The sequence below is a fragment of the Microvirga sp. M2 genome, assembly GCF_047497095.1.
Classification (GTDB): Bacteria; Pseudomonadota; Alphaproteobacteria; order Rhizobiales; family Beijerinckiaceae; genus Microvirga.
The window spans coordinates 741,563-759,681 of record NZ_CP134064.1 but is presented as its reverse complement, the minus strand read 5'-3'; the positions used below and the strand labels follow the sequence as shown (position 1 = coordinate 759,681).

Below are 18,119 nucleotides of genomic sequence, written 5' to 3'. Positions count from 1 at the left end.
GGACCAACCGGAGATCACCGCCGATGAAGACGCTTGCCCCGTCATCCTGGACCTGCGTGGCCCGAATTCTGCCGGCATGGTCGGCCGCTCTCACTGTCCTGAGTGCATGTGCGGCACATGCCGGGGAAGCGCCCATGTTCTCCGTCTCACCCGTCCCGGAAGTCGTGTACAGCTACCGGTCTCAGCAGTGCGACTGGCGCACGATCCCGGATTCGCCGGCGAGGTCCTACAGGCGGGAGGACGGTTCCCTTGTCCTGATCGCCTCGCACTTTCGGAACAGGATCTTCGAGGGCCGCAACTTCGACGACCTTCGTCCGAATTGCGGCGTCGTCTCGCAAGGCGCGGAATCGGTCGATCCCTCCGAGTTCGACGACCGCTACTGGATCCAAAGCCTCATTCCGCTCGGCAATGGCCGGATCCTCGCATTGGCCAGCGAGGAGTATTCCGGGCTGCGGCACGATGGCGTCTGCTCCAAGGGTCGCGACAAACCGGCCTGCTGGTATCTCTCGATCGTCGGGCTGGAAGCGAACGATCGTGACTTCTCCTTCAAGCTTCTGCCGCGGGACCGGCGCCTGATCGCCGGATCCAACCGGAGGTTCGACACGTCCGTCAACGCGGCCGGCTTCCTCACTGTCACGAACGCCGTCTTCGAGGGTGATTACGCCTATTTCATCGCCTGGACGGAGGATGCCGCCGAACCGGGGCGGCGCGGAAACTGCCTGTTCCGTGCGCCTCGAAGCGATTTGGTGAACGGCTGGCAGGTCATGAGCAAGGGCCGGTTCGTCGCGCCGCCCGACCCTTATCCGGGTGACGGCCGCCGCCCTGTTCAAACCACATGCGACCGCCTGGGCGGGGAGGACATGTCGGGCAAGGCACGGTCGCTGGTCTGGCTCGAAACCAGGCAGATGTGGATGGTCGTCTGGTCGACGCGGGTCAATGGGGTCGGCGGGGTCTATTACGCCACCTCGCCCGACCTGAAAAATTGGTCGTCGTCGGCCGTGCTCGCGCCCCTCGAACCGTTCTGGGGCACCGAGAAGACCGGGGCGTTCTACGACTACCCATCACTCATCGACCATGCCAGCACGTCGCCGATCTTTCAGTCGGCAGGTGACGAATTCTATCTGTACCTGACCCGTCTCAACTGGCAGCAGAAGCGCAATACGATGGACCGCGACCTCGTCCGCTTCAGGGTGACCATCGATTGAGATGGTGCGGTTGCCATCTGGCTTGGCCGGTCGAGCATCCGCACCAAAGGTTTTCCGGCTTCACTCGCACCCTGAACGCCCTACCGGAACACGATCGTCTTGTTCCCGTTCAGAAGCACCCGGTGCTCGATGTGGAACTTGACTGCGCGAGAGAGTGCCAGGCACTCGACATCGCGGCCGATGGCGGTCATGTCGTCCGGTGAATGCTCATGGCTCACGCGCTGCACTTCCTGCTCGATGATCGGTCCTTCGTCGAGCTCCGGTGTCACATAATGAGCGGTCGCGCCGATGAGCTTGACCCCACGGGTATACGCCTGGGTGTAGGGGGCAGCCCCCTTGAAGCTCGGCAGGAACGAGTGGTGGATATTGATCGCCCGGCCCGACAGGTATTGGCACATCTCGTCGGACAGCACCTGCATGTAGCGGGCCAGCACGACCAGATCGGCCCCCGTCGTCTCGATGACGTCCCGAAGGCGGGCCTCCTGCTGCGCCTTCGTCTCCTTCGTGACCGGCAGATGGTGAAACGGGATCCTGCGATTTGTTCCGAGATCCTCGAAGTCGCGGTGATTGGAGACGATCCCGACCACGTCCATGTTCAGGGCGCCGATACGCTGGCGATAGAGAAGATCGTTCAAACAATGCCCGAAGCGCGACACCATGAGCAGCACTTTGGCCGGAGTGCCGGTCTCATGGAGGCTCCAGTCCATGCCGTAGCGCTCGGCGATCGGCTTGAAGAGGCCCTCGAGAGCCGAGCGCTCCGTCCGCGGATCGACAGGCGTGAACGCGACGCGCATGAAGAAGCGCTCCGTCTCTCGGTCGCCGAACTGCGAGCTGGTGATGATATTGCATCCGTTGTTGACCAGAAAACTCGAAATCGCCTGGATGATGCCGATCGTGTCGTAGCACGAGAATTTCAGAACATAGCGTGGATCTTCGAGCTTCATGATCTGTCGTTTCGATCTGATGTTGGGCTTTCGATGTCGGCCCGGCCTCGAGGCGGCGCAGGTTGCCCCCGCCGCCTTCCGTCATGACCGATGGCGTCCGTTATCCGTTACCCATAGATCGGGAATCGGCCGCAGAGCGCTTTGACCTCTTGGCGGACCCGCTTCTCGGTTGCGCTGTTGGCCGTCTCGCCGTTCTCGGCGAGCCCAATCAGCACCTGAGCGATCCAGTCGGCAACCTGCTCGAATTCCTGAATGCCAAACCCGCGAGAGGTGGCGGCCGGCGTGCCCAGACGGATGCCCGAAGTCACCGCCGGTTTCTCGGGATCGAACGGAATGCCATTCTTGTTACAGGTCAGCCCGGCCCTCTCAAGGGCTGCTTCGGCGGCTTTGCCGGTCACGCCGAAGGGGCGCAGATCAACCAGGACGACATGGCTGTCCGTGCCGCCGGATACGATAGCGGCGCCGCGCTCGACCAGTCGGGCGGCCAGCGCGCGGGCGTTCTCCACCACGGCGGCCGCATAGGTCCTGAACTCGGGTTGCAGCGCCTCACCGAAGGCGACCGCTTTAGCGGCAATCACGTGCATCAGCGGGCCGCCCTGCATGCCGGGGAACACCGCAGAATTGAGCTTCTTGGCGATAGCCTCGTCGTTGGTGAGGAGCATGCCGCCGCGCGGGCCACGGAGGGTTTTGTGGGTCGTGGTCGAAACCACGTGGGCATGCGGGAACGGCGATGGATAGACACCCGCGGCCACAAGCCCGGCGAAGTGAGCCATGTCCACGAACAAATAGGCGCCCACTGAATCCGCAATCGAGCGGAAGCGTGCGAAGTCGATGATGCGCGGATAGCTGGAACCGCCGGCAATGATCAGCTTGGGCAGGTGCTCCTGCGCCAGCCTTTCGACCTCCGCATAATCGATCTGCGCATCCTCCTGGCGAACGCCGTAGCCGACCGCCTTGAACCACTTGCCCGACATGGTCGGCGGGGCGCCATGCGTCAGATGCCCGCCGGCGGACAGGGCCATGCCCAGGATTGTGTCGCCGGGCTGCAGCAGGGCCATGAACACGGCGCCGTTGGCTTGAGCGCCGGAGTGCGGTTGCACGTTGGCGAAAGTGCATCCGAATAGCTTGCAGGCGCGATCGATCGCAAGCGCCTCGACTGTATCGGAGTGCTCACAACCGCCGTAATAGCGCCGGCCTGGATAGCCTTCGGCGTACTTGTTGGTGAAGACGGAGCCCTGGGCCTTGAGAACGGCTTCCGACACGATGTTCTCGGACGCGATCAGCTCGATCTGATCCTGCTGCCGGTGCAGCTCAGCCTGTATTGCGTCGAAAACCTCTCGATCGTACGGCCCTGCGCTCGACAGGTCGCCGTTCGCAAGTGGAGCAGCAAGCGGATGCGTAGACATTGTGTCCTCCCTTAACATTCGGCAACATTGACGGCGAGGCCGCCGAGAGACGTCTCCTTGTACTTCGTCTGCATGTCGGAACCGGTCTGGCGCATCGTCTCGATCACCTGATCGAGCGAAACGCGGTGGGTTCCGTCCCCGCGAAGCGCCAGCGAAGCGGCCGCAATGGCTTTGTTCGCGCCGAATGCGTTTCTCTCGATGCAAGGGATCTGCACCAATCCTCCGATGGGATCGCACGTCATGCCAAGATGGTGCTCAATCGCGATTTCCGCCGCGTTCTCCACCTGAGACGGCGTGGCGCCCAGCACCGCCGCCAGCCCCGCAGACGCCATGGAAGCCGCCGATCCCACTTCCCCCTGACAGCCGACCTCGGCTCCCGAGATGGAGGCATTGCGCTTGATCAGACTGCCGATTGCGGCGGCCGTCAGCAGGAACGTGTGACTGCCCTCCCGCGTGTACTCGGCACAGAAATCGCGGTAGTAGCGCAGGACGGCCGGGACGATACCGGCTGCCCCATTCGTAGGGGCCGTGACGACCCGGCCTCCGGAGGCATTCTCCTCGTTGACCGCGATCGCGTAGGTGCTCACCCAGTCCATCACCTCATGGGCGACGCGATGGTTCCTGCTGCGCCCTTTCTGCAGTTCCTCGAAGAGGCCCTTTGCCCGGCGCTTGACTCGAAGGTTTCCGGGCAGTTCGCCCTCCATGCGCAGCCCTCGGTCGATGCAGGCGAACATGGCTTCGCGGATGGCGTCCAGACGCTGCTCGACCTCCTCGCGGGTGTGAACCGCCAGCTCGTTGGCGAGCTGTACCTCGCCCATCGTCACGTTCTCGTTCGTGCAGATGCGCAGCAGTTCCTCGGCCGTACGGAACGGGTATGGCACGGGCGCGTCCCTGCCGTCCGCAACCTCCCCGTCCGACACGACGAACCCGCCGCCGATCGAGTAATAGATTCTCTGGGCGATGATGGTGCCATCCATCCCGAAAGCCGAAAAGCGCATGCCGTTCGAGTGGCCCGGCAACACATCCTTCATGTTGAAGACGATGTCCCGGGCCGGATCGAAATCGGCCCAGACATCGCCACCGACGGGAACCCGTGTTCTCTCCTGAAGATCCTGGACCAGGTCCGCGACCCTGTTCGGATCGACCGTGTCCGGATCCTGGCCGAGCAGGCCAAGGCAAATCGCCGTGTCGGTTCCGTGCCCGCGACCCGTCCAGGCCAGCGATCCGTAAAGCTCGGCCGTGATCCGGCCCGGATGGTGGCCGTCACGCGTCAGCTCGCCGATGAAGCGCTTTGCAGCCACCATGGGGCCTACCGTATGCGAACTCGATGGCCCGATACCGATCTTGAAGAGTTCAAAAGCGCTGGTCACGGGAGCCTCGCTTGCCGATCAGGCAATGGACGGTTCGAACTCACGGGCTGCTTCGATCAGGTAGTCGCGCACATAGGCGGAGAACGATCTCCAGCACTCCACCTGATAGGTCGGCATGTCATCGAGCCTCATGAGCACGATCTCGGCCTTGCCCATCAGCGTGCGGGTCGCCATGCCGGCCGGAAAGGCAGCGTCGGCAAGATCCAAGGGACAGCCGCTATTGAGCACCTCGGCCGCGCGGCGGCCGGAGACCGTAAACCCGACGTTGCGGTGACTGACGTCCACGAGGGTGTAGAAGCGGGTGCCGAGCGCCGTGTCGACCTCTCCCGCAATCATGGCCGCATCAGCGTAGGGCCCTGTCAGAAGCCACTCGTTCGGGCCAAGGCGGATCGACGACCGTCCTGCCGATCCCGAGCGGGTGTTGATCGGAATATCGAGGCTGAACCCCGCAACCGTCCCGGCGCTTGTCACCTCGGCCTCGTTCAGCCGAAGCGCGTAGCGAGCCCGGGCCGGGAGAGGTCGGATGACGACCTGTACCGCATCGTCGGGCCCCACGACGGCTTTCTCGACCGGCAGCGACGTGTCATGGCGGACGGCATGGCTTGTCTTAAGCATTGATGCGCTCCCCTGCAGGATCGAAGAACACGGGCTCACAGACTTTCGCGCTCGTGAAGCCCGTCGGATTCGTGACATAGATGCGGCTGCCGATGCGCGTCCGTCCGCCGGACAGCAGAGCGAGCGCAATCGAGCGGCCACAATTCGAACTCCAGTAGCTGGAGGTCACGTGTCCCATCATGCGCATGGGGATCGCCTGGTGAGGATCCGTCACGATCTGAGCCCCCTCTTCGAGCACCTCACCCGGATCGTCGGTCATGAGCCCCACGAGCTGCTTGCGCCCGGCGCTGAGGATGTCGGGCCGCGAAAGGGAGCGCTTGCCGACGAAGTCGGGTTTGGTTTTCGCGACAAGTCCCGACAATCCGAGATCGTCCGGAGTTACGGTGCCGTCCGTTTCCTGACCGACGATGATGAAGCCCTTCTCGGCGCGCAACACGTGCATGGTCTCGGTGCCGTAGGGTGTGATGCCAAAGGTCCGCCCGCCCTCGAAGAGCGCCTCCCAGACCGATTGCCCATAGTCGGACGGCACGTTGACCTCGAAGCCGAGCTCACCCGTAAACGACACCCGGAACAGGCGGCAGGGAACGCCGCAGATGGAACCGGTGCGCACCGACATGTGAGGAAATGCCTCGGGCGACAGGTCGATGTCGGACACCAGCGGCTCAAGCACCTCGCGCGCCTTCGGCCCCTGGAGGGCGATGACCGCGTACTGCTCCGTGATCGAGGTCAGAAAGACCTTGAGGTCCGGCCATTCGGTCTGGAGATAATCCTCCATGTGAGCCAGCACTCTCGGCGCCCCGCCCGTGGTCGTGGTCACGTGGAAGCGGTCGGGGGCAAGGCGCGCGACGACGCCGTCATCCATGATGTAGCCGTCTTCCTTCAGCATGAGGCCGTAGCGGCACTTGCCGGGTTCGAGCTTCAGCCATGCATTGGTGTAGATGCGGTTCATGAACTCGGCGGCATCCGGGCCCACGACCTCGATCTTGCCGAGCGTCGAGGCATCGAAGATGCCGACGCCCGTACGCGCGGCCTTGCACTCGCGCGCCACCGCGGCATGCCTGTCCTCGCCCGGTTTCGGATAATACCAGGCCCGCTTCCAGAGCCCGACATTCTCAAACTCGGCGCCCTGGGCAACGGCCCATTCGTGGATCGGCGTCGTACGGACCGGATCGAACAGGTGATGACGGCTCGGGCCGACGAACGCCCCGAAGGTGGTCGGGGTATAGGGAAGCCGGAACGTGGTGGTACCGACGGCCGGGACGGGCCGGTCGAGGATGCCGGCCACCAGGCCGAGCGCGTTCATGTTCGACGTCTTGCCCTGGTCCGTCGCCATGCCGGTCGTGGTGTAGCGTTTGACGTGCTCGATGGACTCGAAGCCCTCACGGACCGCGAGCCTGATGTCCTTCGCCGTCACGTCGTTCTGGAAGTCGATGAAGGCGCGCGCACGCTTTGGATCGGTGCTCGTCGGCAGCACCCGCACCGGTTTGAAGCCGACAAGACTGTTCGTGGCCCCGAAGGTCCGCTCGGATGCGTGCTCCGCCGCCTCGGCACCGGCCGCCCAACCCTGGGACAGGCATTCCCAAAGCTGGTACGTTCCTTTGGCCGCGCCGGCCGAGCGCTCGGCCTGCACCGACGTGCCCGGCACGAAGGCGTCGATCGACGATTCGTAGCGAGCCTTGCCGCGTGATTGGGAGAACAGGTGAATGGCGGGTGTCCAGCCGCCGGACATGCCCACGCAATCGCAGGGCAGCGTGCGAGGCGAGCCGACGCGTCCGTCGCTATCGACGGGAGCCACGATGAGGCCGGTGACGCGCTTGCGCCCGCGGGAACCGACCACCGTATGCCCGGTCAGCACCTCGCAGCCCATGGACCGCAGGTGTCCGGTCTCCGGCCCGCATTCGTCCTCGCTCCGGACATCGACCATGGTGACCGCCAGTCCCGCCGCTCTGGCATCGGCAGCCGCCGTATAAGCGGAGGCGCCGTTGGTGGCGAACACGATCTGCCGTCCGGGCGCGACACCATAGCGGTTGATGTAGGCCCGGACGCTTTCCGCCATCATGATGCCCGGCCTGTCATTGTCGGCGAATACAAGCGGGCGCTCATGGGAGCCGGTGGCGAGCACGACCTGCTTGGCGCGCACCTGCCAGAGCCGCTCGCGCGGCAGATTGGATGACGGGTCGGCGAGATGATCCGTCACGCGCTCCGCAAGGGCTATGTGGTTATGGTTGTAATACCCGACGGCCGTCGTGCGCGGCAGGATCACCACATTGGTGCAAGCATCCAGCGTGTCGAGCGCCGTCCGCACCCAGTCCTGGGCCGTGACACCATCGATCAGCGAAGTCACGTCGTTGAGCAGCGAACCACCGAGCTCCGGCTGCTCGTCCACGAGGACGACGCGCTTGCCGCTTTCGGAGGCCGCCAGCGCCGCGGCAAGCCCCGCCGGGCCGGAACCGACGACGAGCACGTCGCAATGGGCATGGCGATATTGATAGCGATCCGGGTCAGGAATTTCAGGCGCACGACCGAGACCGGCGGCGGCGCGGATGCGCGGCTCGTAGACTTTGGTCCAGAACGATCGGGGCCACATGAAGGTTTTGTAATAGAAACCGGAAACGATCACCGGCGAGAGGAGATCATTGACCTCGCCCACATCGAAATCGAGCGATGGCCAGTGGTTCTGCGACCCGACGGTCAGGCCGTCGAAGATCTCCGCCACCGTGGCGCGATTGTTCGGATCGGCACGTCCCCTCCCCCTATCGACGTCGAGGAGCGCATTCGGCTCGTCCGATCCGTGGCTGACGATGCCCCGCGGACGGTGATATTTGAAGGAACGGGCGACGAGATGAATCCCGCCGGCGAGCAGAGCGGAAGCGACGGTGTCGCCCGCATATCCCTGAACGGGCTTTCCGTTGAAGCTGAACGAGACAGGCTTCGTGCGATCGATGCGGCCGCCCTTGGGGAGTCGGTAAGCCTGGGCCATCAGAGCCTCTCCTGCCCGGGTGCGCGGTCGGGCCGCTTTTCACCCGTTTTGTACGTTTGAACGAACCGGTCGCTCGCCGTGTCACGCAGGGCATTGAACCAGCGCTGGCAGCCATGGGCATGGTTCCAGCGCTCGGCGAAGATGCCCTTCGGGTTGGTGCGAACGAACAAGTACTCCGCCCATTCCTTGTCGCTGAGTTTCGAAGGCTCGGCTGGGCGTGCGATATGGGCCTCGCCTCCACACCGGAACTCGATCTCCGGGCGCGGGCCGCAATAGGGACAGGTCACAAGCAGCATGGTGAGCCTCAATGTGCAACGGCTGCAGCCGCGGCCTCGTCGATAAGCCGGCCGGTGCGGAAGCGGTCCAGGGTGAAGGGCGCGGCGATCGGATGCGGCTCGCCTTTCGCGATCGTGTGCGCGAAGACGTGGCCGGAGCCCGGCGTTGCCTTGAAGCCGCCCGTTCCCCACCCGCAATTGACGAACAGGCCGGGCACGGGCGTCTTGCCGATGATGGGTGATCGGTCCGGCGTCACGTCGACGATGCCGCCCCAGTTGCGCAGCATGCGCATCCGGGTGAATTGCGGGAACAGCTCGCAGATCGCGTCGAGTGTGTGCGTCGCAATGTGGATGCCGCCTTGCTGGCTGTAGGATACATACTGGTCCGTGCCTGCCCCGATGACGAGTTCACCTTTGTCCGACTGCGAGATGTATGCATGCACCGCGTTGGACATGACGACGCAGGGGAAGACCGGCTTGACCGGCTCGGAGACCAGCGCCTGGAGCGGAAAGCTCTCCAGCGGCATCCGGACGCCGGCCTTTTCCATGATCACGCTGGTATGCCCCGCCGCGACGACGCCGATGCGCGGAGTGCGGATGAAGCCTTTCGTCGTCTCCACGCCTTCGACCGCGCCGCTGAGACCGCGGCGAATGCCTGTCACCTCGCAGTTCTGGATGATGTCGACGCCGAGCGCGTCAGCCCCGCGGGCGTAGCCCCAGGCGACCGCATCATGGCGGGCGGTGCCGCCGCGGCGCTGCAGGGCGGCCCCCATGACCGGGTAGCGCAGGCTCTTTGAGATGTTCAGAGGCGGGCAGAATGCCCGGGCTTCTTCCGGCGTCAACCACTCGTTGTCGATGCCGTTGAGGCGGTTCGCGTAGACGTGGCGCTTGAAGCTCTGCACATCATGCACGTTATGGGCCAGCATCATGACGCCGCGGGCCGAATACATGACGTTGTAGTTCAGCTCCTGGGACAGGCCCTCCCAGAGCTTGAGCGCATGCTCGTAAATCGCCGCACTCTCGTCATAGAGGTAGTTGGAGCGGATAATGGTGGTGTTGCGCCCGGTATTGCCGCCGCCGATCCACCCCTTCTCGAGCACGGCGATGTTTCGCATGCCGTGTTCCTTCGCCAGATAATAGGCCGTGGCGAGACCGTGCCCGCCTCCGCCGACGATGACGGCGTCGTAGCCGACCTTGGGCTCCGGAGCACGCCACTGACGCTCCCATCCCTGGTGGGCATTCGCTGCCTCCTTCAGAAGCGTGAAAAGCGAAAATCGGCGCATCGGTACACCCTCGTGCTGTCCGACAGTTATGCCGTACATTGGCCACCGGGCTTCGCATCGGCGCGACACTGGGATAGAATGGATGCGACAGGGGATGAAAGAAAATGGCGCAACCCGGCCCCAAGCTGAAAGTGGGCTTCGTGCTCATGCCGCGGTTCACCCTGACGGCCTTCTCGACCTTCCTGGACGTGCTGCGCCTAGCGGGCGATGAGGGCGATCTCAGCCGACCGATCGCCTGTGCCTGGGAGGTCATGAACCCGCAGCGCAGGCCGGTCCGGTCCAGCTGCGGGATCGACATTCAGCCATCCTCGGACTTCATCGACCCGAAGGCTTTCGATTACCTCGTGATCGTCGGAGGGCTTCTGCATGGCGCCCACGGGATCCCTCCCGAGATTGCTCATTACCTGAGATCCGCAGCCCGGGCCGGCGTGAAGCTCATCGGAGTCTGCACGGGCAGCTTCGTCCTATGCCGCCTGGGCTTGATGGACGATCGCAAATGCTGCGTCAGCTGGTATCATTACCGGGACTTTCTGGAGGAGTTTCCGGACCTCGTCCCCATCGCCGATCGCCTCTACGTGATCGATCGTGATCGGATCACGTGCTCCGGCGGGGCCGGCGTGGCCGATCTCGCGGCTCGTCTGGTCAGCGACCATTTGGGGGCGGCTCAGGCTTACAAGGCTCTGCACATCCTTCTCGTCGAACGGCCCCGTTCAGGAGACGCAGCACAGCCCGCGCCGTTCCTGGCCGCCACGAGGGACGATCACCTGGTCTCGCGGGCCCTGCTCCTCATGGAGCAGAACCTCATGGAACCTCTCTCCATTCAGGATCTTGCCGGGGCGCTCGCCTTGAGCGTGCGGCAGCTCGAGCGTCATTTCCGCAAGCACTTGGGCGAGAGCCCTCAGGAAAGCTACATGGCCCTGCGCCTCAAGCATGCGCGGTGGATGCTCGAACACAGCGCTCTTCCGGCCGTGCTGATCGCTGCCGAGCTGGGATTTTCCGACAGCTCGCATTTCGGCCGGAGCTTCAAGGCGCGCTATGGCATGACCCCCGCCCATTTCCGCCAGATCAGCCGTCAGGAGGCCAGACCACCGGCCGCCCGGCCAGCGGCGGGGGAGTACGACGGCACGAATGCCGACCGCCGGGTCTTCGACCAGGATCATGCGCCGGAGTCATAAGCGAAGAAACGAGCGTGTGCCCGCATCTTCGCCGAGGACACACCCGTTCAGGCGGCTTTGCGCCGCTGGAAGGGCCCATGCGGAATTTCCGGTGGGGCGAAGCTCTCGGCCTTCGCCCGATCCCACCGTCCATACCAATCGGCCAGTTCGGGGATTTCCTGGCCCGAAACAAGGAATCCTTCCGGCAGGTACGGATAGGCCTCGTTGCCGTCGAGGAACTCGTTTTCCTTTTGCCGGAACATGAAGTGATACGGCATGAAATCGCTGGGATTGCTCAAGCCGGCAGCCCCTGCAATCTCGCCCAATGCCTGCATCGTATTGCGGTGAAAGCGCGCCACCCGGTCGCTCTTGTCGCCGACATCGATCGCGCGCTGGCGGATGGGATCCTGCGTCGCGATGCCGACAGGGCATTTGTTGGTATGGCAGGACTGCGCCTGGATGCAGCCTATGGCGAACATGTAGCCGCGCGCGGCATTGCACCAGTCGGCGCCAAGCGCCAGGGTGCGGGCAATATCGAAGGCCGAGACGATCTTGCCGGCGGCGCCGATCTTGACTTCGTGCCGTATCCCGGCGCCGCGCAGCGTATTGTGCACGAACGTGAGCCCCTCGAGCATCGGCATGCCGACGCGATTGGCGAATTCCACTGGCGCGGCGCCCGTTCCGCCCTCGGCCCCGTCGACGACGATGAAATCGGGGATGATGCCGGTTTTGAGCATGGCCTTGACCATGCTCATGAATTCGCGGCGATGCCCGATACACAGCTTGAAGCCGACCGGTTTGCCGCCGGAAAGCTCCCGCAATTGGCCGATAAACCTCATGAGGCCGATCGGTGTCGAGAAGGTGCTGTGGGCCGCCGGCGAGACGCAGTCCATGCCCATCGGGATCCCGCGCGCTTCGGCGATCTCCTGGGAGATTTTCGAAGCCGGGAGCATGCCGCCATGGCCGGGCTTCGCCCCTTGGCTCAGCTTCAGCTCGATCATCTTGATCTGCGGATCGGCGGCGAGTTCGGCGAATTTCTCGGGCGAGAAGCTGCCATCGTCGTTGCGGCAGCCGAAATAGCCGGAAGCCACCTGGTAGATCAGGTCGCCGCCGCCCTGCCGGTGATAGCGGCTGATCCCGCCCTCGCCCGTATCGTGGGCGAAACCACCCTTTCTCGCACCGGTGTTGAGCGCCAGAATGGCGTTGGCCGACAACGACCCGAAGCTCATCGCCGAAATATTGTACAAACTGGCATTGTACGGCCGTTTACAGGCGGAGCCGCCGATGCGGACCCGAAAATCCATATCGGCAATCGTCACGGGCGTGGCCGAGTGGGTGAGCCACGCATAGCCGGAGCTATAGACATTCTCGATCGTCCCGAAGGGGCGCTTGTCTTCGACGCCCTTCGCCCGCTGGTAGACGAGGCCGCGGTCCTGACGGCTGAACGGCACCTCGTCACGATCGCTCTCGATAATGTATTGCCTGATCTCCGGCCGGAAGCTCTCGAGCAGGAAGCGCAGGTGCCCGACCGTCGGATAGTTGCGCAATATCGAATGGCGGCGCTGACGCAGATCGTGAATGCCTAAAGCGAACAACGCCCCTGAAACCGCCGCAACGATGAACAGCCATTGGCTGTAGACCGTTGCCCCGACGAGCGAGGCGAGCGTCACGAGGCCGGCAGCCGCAAAAACGGCATAGCGCTGGTATGAGAGGATAGTCTTCACCATTTTGGGATTGTTTCGAAGCGTCCGTAGGCGGCAGATAGGGGAGCTCTTATCTTGGCCGGTCCGGAACGGATAAGCAATGGTGGGCGAACCGTTCCGGTGATGGATCTCCTGGCTGCCGCCTTGGCACGTTATAGGATCGCGCAGCGCCGATTGAGCAGGCAGCCTCGAAACTTAGCCGATCTTGGCGGCGCCGCACATCCTCGCAGGACAAACCGCAACTGAATCAGACTGGAGCCCGAGGTTCGGACGGCTCATGGCCGTTCGTGCGATCCGGCATTCCCTCCGGAGTCAGTGTGCGGACGATACTGTCATCCAGAGCCTCGTAGTCGTGATAGGCAATCGTCCGGTAGAGGTCCTTACGGGTCTGCATGCGCTCCAGCATGTTCTGCGTGCCGCCATCACGGACAATGGCTTCGTACAGGTCTTCGTGCGCCTTTGCCGCCACTCGGAGGGCGCTGACAGGCCAGATAACCATACGATATCCCATGTCCTGGAACTCGTTCGCGCTGAAGAACGGCGTTTTTCCAAACTCGGTCATGTTCGCCAGCAGCGGGGCGTTCACGCGTCTTGCGAACTCCCGAAACATTTCGGCATCGTGAAGGGCCTCGGGGAAGATCGCGTCGGCGCCGGCCTCGAGATAGAGCTTTGCGCGCGCGACAGCGCCCTCAAGCCCTTCGCTCGCAGCCGCATCCGTCCGCGCGATGATATGGAGATGGCGGCGCGCTTTCGCGGCGGCGGCGACTTTTGCAGCCATGTCCTGCGGTGAAGCCAGCTTCTTGTCGTTCAGATGCCCGCATTTCTTGGGCAGAATCTGATCCTCGATATGGACCGCGGCGGCGCCCGCATCCTCGAAACTGCGGACCATATGCATGACGTTGAGGACCTCGCCATACCCCGTGTCGCCGTCCACGAGGATCGGCAGACCGGACGAACGGGCGATCTGCCGGATGAAGAAGCAGACCTCGTCGACCGTAATGATGCCCAGATCCGGCAGCCCCATCGATGCACTCATCGCCGCCCCCGACAGATAGAGCGCGCCAAATCCCGCTGCCTTGGCCTGGAGCGCCGCCAGACCGTTGTAGGCTCCCGGGATCTGCAGGATTTCGGGGCGGCCCAGCAACTCACGGAACCGGTCTCCGGCGCTGGTCGTGGGAAGGTCTTTTGCAACGAGATACGGCATCGTGGAACCCTTCTTCATTCTCTTGTGACTTAAGCAATGTCGGATGGCCCGGCCTCAACGGCCGTGGCTTTCACGCAAGGACTGGTTTCGCTCAGGCGCCGGGGCCATCAGCCGGCTTGGGCACGAGGCGACTCGGGACGAGCACGGCCCCTTCCATGAGGCGCCGAGCCGTCCTGTAGACGACGGCCTCCTGGGCGAAGGCTTCTCCATCCTTCGCCCCTACCACGGACGCGACGGGGATAACCCCGGACGGGTGGGCGACCCGGATATCGGCCTCGGAACCGGGATCCGAGGAGGCCAGCCGGCTCGCGACCGTGCCTGGAATTCTCACGGCCACCGCCAGGCACATGGCGGCGGTCAGCGGGGTCGCGCGGTGAGGCTGCCCGGCCGAGATCATGCGGGTCATGATGTCCATGTCGGCCGCAGACAAGCGGCTTCCTTTCAAAGTGGTGGCTTCCCCCGGGGCTGCGAGAAGCGACACGATGGGAAGATTTCGCGTGCGTGTCCGCGCCTCATCCTCGTCCGCGACGATCCCCATTCTCACGGCGGCCGCCACCCGGAGCGCCTCGAACAGCGCGAGCGCCTTCGGGTTGCCCGCCAGCTCGTCCGGATGTTCAGAGCCCGTGAAGCCCAAGGCCGCGGCTTCCACGAACACGGTGGGATTGGCCGCGTCGACCAGAGACACGGCAATCCGTCCGACGCCCTCGATATCGAGAAGGTCCTGCGCATGCCCGGTCGGCAGCAGCCGACCGGTCGCCGCCCCGCCGGGCTCCAGGAAGGACAACCGGATCGGAGCCCCCGTCCCGGCCACTCCGTCCAAATGGAAATCGCCTTCGACGGCGGCCCTCCCGTCGACAACCGGGAACTGGGCGACAATGATCTTGCCCGTATTCGTATTATGAATCCGGACTTTTGCGACCGAGCCGTCGGGCCGGACCAGCCCTTCGTCGACCGCGAAGGGCCCGATGGCGGAGGAGATGTTTCCGCAATTCGCCCTGTACTGGACCAACGGCTCTCCGACCGCGACTTGCGCGAAGGTATAGTCCACGTCCGCATCGGGCCTCGTCGACGGGCCCACGACGGCGACTTTCGACAGGGATGAAATCCCGCCTCCCAGCCCATCGAGCTGACGTCCGTTCGGATCCGGGCTCCCGATCGCGGCGAGAAAGATGGGATCCCAATCGGCTTTGTCGTTGGGAAGATCCTCGGGCCTGAAGACGATCGCGCGGCTGGTCCCGCCCCGCATGTAGACGGCTCGAACTGGAATCTGTGGCATATCGGGTGACCTTGTCGACGGGTTCGGTCTCAGGATTGTCCGTTGTGGCTCTGCAGGCGGCGAAGCACGAAGGGCAGGATTCCTCCCGCACGCCAGACCTGGACGTCGCTCTCGCTGTCCAACCGGCACGTCAACGGCACGGTGGTCGCCGAGCCGTCCGTCCGGATGATCCGGCACTCCACGACGGCTCCGCGCTGCGCCTGGCCGGCCATATCGTCGATCTCGAATCTCTCGGTGCCGTCCAGTCCGAGCGTCGTCCGCGTCACCCCGTTCAGGAACTGGAGAGGCAGAACGCCCATGCTCGCAAGGTTGGCCCGGTGAATCCGCTCGAAGCTCTCCGCGATCACGACGCGGACCCCGAGGAGCCTCGTTCCTTTCGCGGCCCAGTCGCGGGACGAGCCCGTTCCGTATTCCTTGCCGGCGATCACCACGAGGGGGGTTTCATCGGATGCGTAGCGGGCGGCCGCCTCGAAAACAGGCATGACGTCGCCGCTCGGCTGATGCCGCGTGAAGCCGCCCTCGATTCCGGGAACCATCTCGTTGCGAAGGCGGATATTGGCGAACGCGCCCCGGACCATCACCTCGTGGTTGGCTCGCCGCGCTCCATAGGCATTGAAGTCGCGGACAGACACCCCCTGCTCCGTCAGGTAGCGCCCCGCGGGTGAATGGGCGGGAATGTCGGAGACGGGCGAGATGTGATCGGTCGTGATGCTGTCCCCCAGGAGCAGGAGCGGACGGGCGCCCACCAGGCTGTGCGAGGATTGCGGCTGCCCGGTCGTCTCCCCATCGAAATAGGGGGGGCAGCGAATATAGGTGCTTTCCTGATCCCATGGAAACAAGCTCCCCGTGCTCCCGCTGAGAGCGGTCCATTCACCCTCTCCGGCGAAGAGCTCGGCATAGGAGCGGCGGAACAGATCGGGCGACAGGGTGCGACCGAGCACTTCGGCGATCTCCGCGGATGTCGGCCAGATCTCTTGAAGCAGGACCGGACGGCCTTCGGGCGTGGTTCCGACAGGCTCCCGGGTCAAGTCGACCGTCACGCGTCCTGTCAGGGCATAGGCGACGACCAAAGGCGGCGACATCAGATAATTCGCGCGGGCCAGAGGATGAATGCGGGCCTCGAAGTTCCGGTTTCCCGAAAGCACGGAGCACACCACGAGATTCTTGTCGCGGACCGCCTCGTCGACCCAGGGGGCGAGCTGCCCGGAATTGCCGCCACAGGTGGCGCAGCCGTAGCCGGCGACCTGAAATCCGAGCCGATCGAGATCAGCCTGAAGACCGCTCTCCTCGAGGTAGCCGCCCACGACCCTGGAGCCGGGCGTCAAGGAGGTCTTGACCCAGGGCTTGACCTCGAGCCCCAGCGCGACCGCCTTCCTGGCCACGAGACCGGCCGCGATCATGACGGCCGGGTTGGAGGTGTTCGTGCAGCTCGTGATGGCCGCGATCACGACGGCGCCATCCCCGACTTCGTCATCGGCCTCCGGAGGCGCGGGAACCTGCATTTCGGTCCGGAAGTTCTCCGGCACCCGGTGGAGCGGCACGCGATCCTGCGGTCGCCGCGGACCCGCGGCGCAGGGCTCCACATCGCCGAGATCGAACGGGATGATCGTGTTGAAATCCGGCTCCTGCGCTCCGGCCTCGCGCCAGAGCCCCTGAACCTGGCAATAGGCCTCGATGAGCGCGACTTGGCTCTCCTCGCGCCCCGTCAGACGGAGATAGTCCAGGGTCGCCCGATCGATGGGGAAGAAAGCGCAGGTCGATCCATATTCGGGCGCCATGTTGGCGATCGTCGCCCGGTCGGCCACGGCAAGATCGTCGAGGGCCGGCCCGGTGAACTCGATCAGCTTGTCGACGACGCCGACGGAGCGCAGGCGCTGGGTGAGCGTGAGAACGAGGTCGGTCGCCGTCACCCCAGGCCGGAGCCGGCCCGTGAGCCTCACCCCCACAACATCCTGAAAGGACACCGCGAGAGGAAGCCCGAGCATGGCCGCCTCGGCCTCGATGCCGCCGACACCCCAGCCGAGAACGCCCAGGGCATTGATCATCGTGCTGTGGCTGTCCGTGCCGACCATCGTGTCGGGAAAGGCGACGATTGCGTCGTCATGCCGCTCGACGCGGATCACGGAAGCGACGTGCTCGAGATTGACCTGATGGAGGATGCCGGAGCCCGGCGGCACCACACGCAACGTGTTGAAGGCTTGCTGGGCCCATTTCAGGAAGCGGTACCGCTCCGTGTTGCGCTGGTATTCATAAGCGAGATTCCTGTTGAAGGCGCCGGCATGGCCGGCCTCGTCGACGATCAGGGAATGATCGACGACAAGATCGACGGGAATCAGCGGATTGACGCGGCTCGCATCGTCCCCGAGGCCCTGCATCGCGCTCCGCATGGCCGCGAGATCGACGAGGCCCGGCACTCCGGTATAATCCTGCATCAGCACGCGCGCCGGATGAAACGCGACTTCGGCCTGTTGTCCGGACCGAGGCTTCCAGTTGGCGAGCGCCAGCACGTCCTGGTCCGAGATCCCGTTTCGGCCGGAATTGCGGACCATGTTCTCGAGCAGGATCTTGAGGCAGAACGGCATCCGCCCAATGTGGGCAAGGTCGTTCCGCTCGAGCGCTTTCAGGGAAAAATACGCGATTGGCTGCCCGCCGACATCGAGGGTCCGACGGATGCTTGCTTTCAGGGACATCATGAAATCCGTGT

13 protein-coding genes are annotated in these 18,119 nt (G+C 64.2%); 2 read left to right on the top strand and 11 right to left on the bottom strand.

Translation table 11 applies throughout. From position 1 onward, the window contains the following. Positions 1–23 precede the first annotated feature (23 nt). A complete protein-coding gene (locus RE429_RS23105) occupies positions 24–1,205 on the top strand; it encodes a hypothetical protein (RefSeq protein WP_414475681.1) in 1,182 nt (393 codons plus the stop codon). 80 nt (positions 1,206–1,285) lie between these two features. Here the strand turns inward: RE429_RS23105 and purU are convergent, their stop codons facing one another. The 7 genes from purU to RE429_RS23070 form a co-directional block, all read right to left on the bottom strand. Further along, entirely contained in the window at positions 1,286–2,149 is an 864-nt protein-coding gene (purU, locus tag RE429_RS23100; protein ID WP_414475680.1) for a formyltetrahydrofolate deformylase, read from the bottom strand. Positions 2,150–2,256: 107 nt separating this feature from the next. After that, entirely contained in the window at positions 2,257–3,555 is a 1,299-nt protein-coding gene (gene glyA / locus RE429_RS23095; protein WP_414475679.1) for a serine hydroxymethyltransferase, read from the bottom strand. An 11-nt stretch (positions 3,556–3,566) separates the two neighbouring features. Next, the gene (locus RE429_RS23090) at positions 3,567–4,925 is read right to left on the bottom strand and encodes an L-serine ammonia-lyase (protein WP_414475678.1); all 1,359 of its coding nucleotides are present in this window, start codon (positions 4,923–4,925) and stop codon (positions 3,567–3,569) included. Positions 4,926–4,943: 18 nt separating this feature from the next. Beyond that, positions 4,944–5,540: a sarcosine oxidase subunit gamma gene (locus RE429_RS23085; protein ID WP_414475677.1), complete on the bottom strand. Its 597-nt coding sequence runs from the start codon at positions 5,538–5,540 to the stop codon at positions 4,944–4,946. Then, entirely contained in the window at positions 5,533–8,520 is a 2,988-nt protein-coding gene (locus tag RE429_RS23080; protein ID WP_414475676.1) for a sarcosine oxidase subunit alpha family protein, read from the bottom strand. The genes RE429_RS23085 and RE429_RS23080 overlap by 8 nt, the downstream gene beginning before the upstream one ends. Next, complete coding sequence (locus RE429_RS23075) at positions 8,520–8,816, bottom strand: sarcosine oxidase subunit delta (protein ID WP_414475675.1); 297 nt, start codon at positions 8,814–8,816, stop codon at positions 8,520–8,522. Before RE429_RS23075 ends, RE429_RS23080 begins: the two co-directional genes overlap by 1 nt. Before the next feature lie 8 nt (positions 8,817–8,824). After that, the gene (locus RE429_RS23070) at positions 8,825–10,078 is read right to left on the bottom strand and encodes a sarcosine oxidase subunit beta family protein (protein ID WP_414475674.1); all 1,254 of its coding nucleotides are present in this window, start codon (positions 10,076–10,078) and stop codon (positions 8,825–8,827) included. Positions 10,079–10,182: 104 nt separating this feature from the next. Between RE429_RS23070 and RE429_RS23065 the strand changes: the two genes are divergently transcribed. Continuing rightward, entirely contained in the window at positions 10,183–11,253 is a 1,071-nt protein-coding gene (locus RE429_RS23065; protein WP_414475673.1) for a GlxA family transcriptional regulator, read from the top strand. Positions 11,254–11,300: 47 nt separating this feature from the next. Here RE429_RS23065 and RE429_RS23060 read toward each other — a convergent pair whose 3' ends face one another. The 4 genes from RE429_RS23060 to acnA all read right to left on the bottom strand — a co-directional run bounded on the left by RE429_RS23060 (position 11,301) and on the right by acnA (position 18,105). Next, positions 11,301–12,959 carry an FMN-binding glutamate synthase family protein gene (locus tag RE429_RS23060; protein ID WP_414475672.1) on the bottom strand — a complete coding sequence of 553 codons (1,659 nt, stop codon included), beginning with the start codon at positions 12,957–12,959 and terminating at the stop codon, positions 11,301–11,303. Positions 12,960–13,182: 223 nt separating this feature from the next. Next, complete coding sequence (gene prpB, locus RE429_RS23055) at positions 13,183–14,139, bottom strand: methylisocitrate lyase (RefSeq protein WP_414475671.1); 957 nt, start codon at positions 14,137–14,139, stop codon at positions 13,183–13,185. A gap of 91 nt (positions 14,140–14,230) precedes the next feature. After that, entirely contained in the window at positions 14,231–15,415 is a 1,185-nt protein-coding gene (locus RE429_RS23050) for a 2-methylaconitate cis-trans isomerase PrpF family protein (protein WP_414475670.1), read from the bottom strand. Between the two features lie 29 nt (positions 15,416–15,444). After that, positions 15,445–18,105 carry an aconitate hydratase AcnA gene (gene acnA / locus RE429_RS23045; RefSeq protein WP_414475896.1) on the bottom strand — a complete coding sequence of 887 codons (2,661 nt, stop codon included), beginning with the start codon at positions 18,103–18,105 and terminating at the stop codon, positions 15,445–15,447. Between the last annotated feature and the right edge of the window lie 14 nt (positions 18,106–18,119).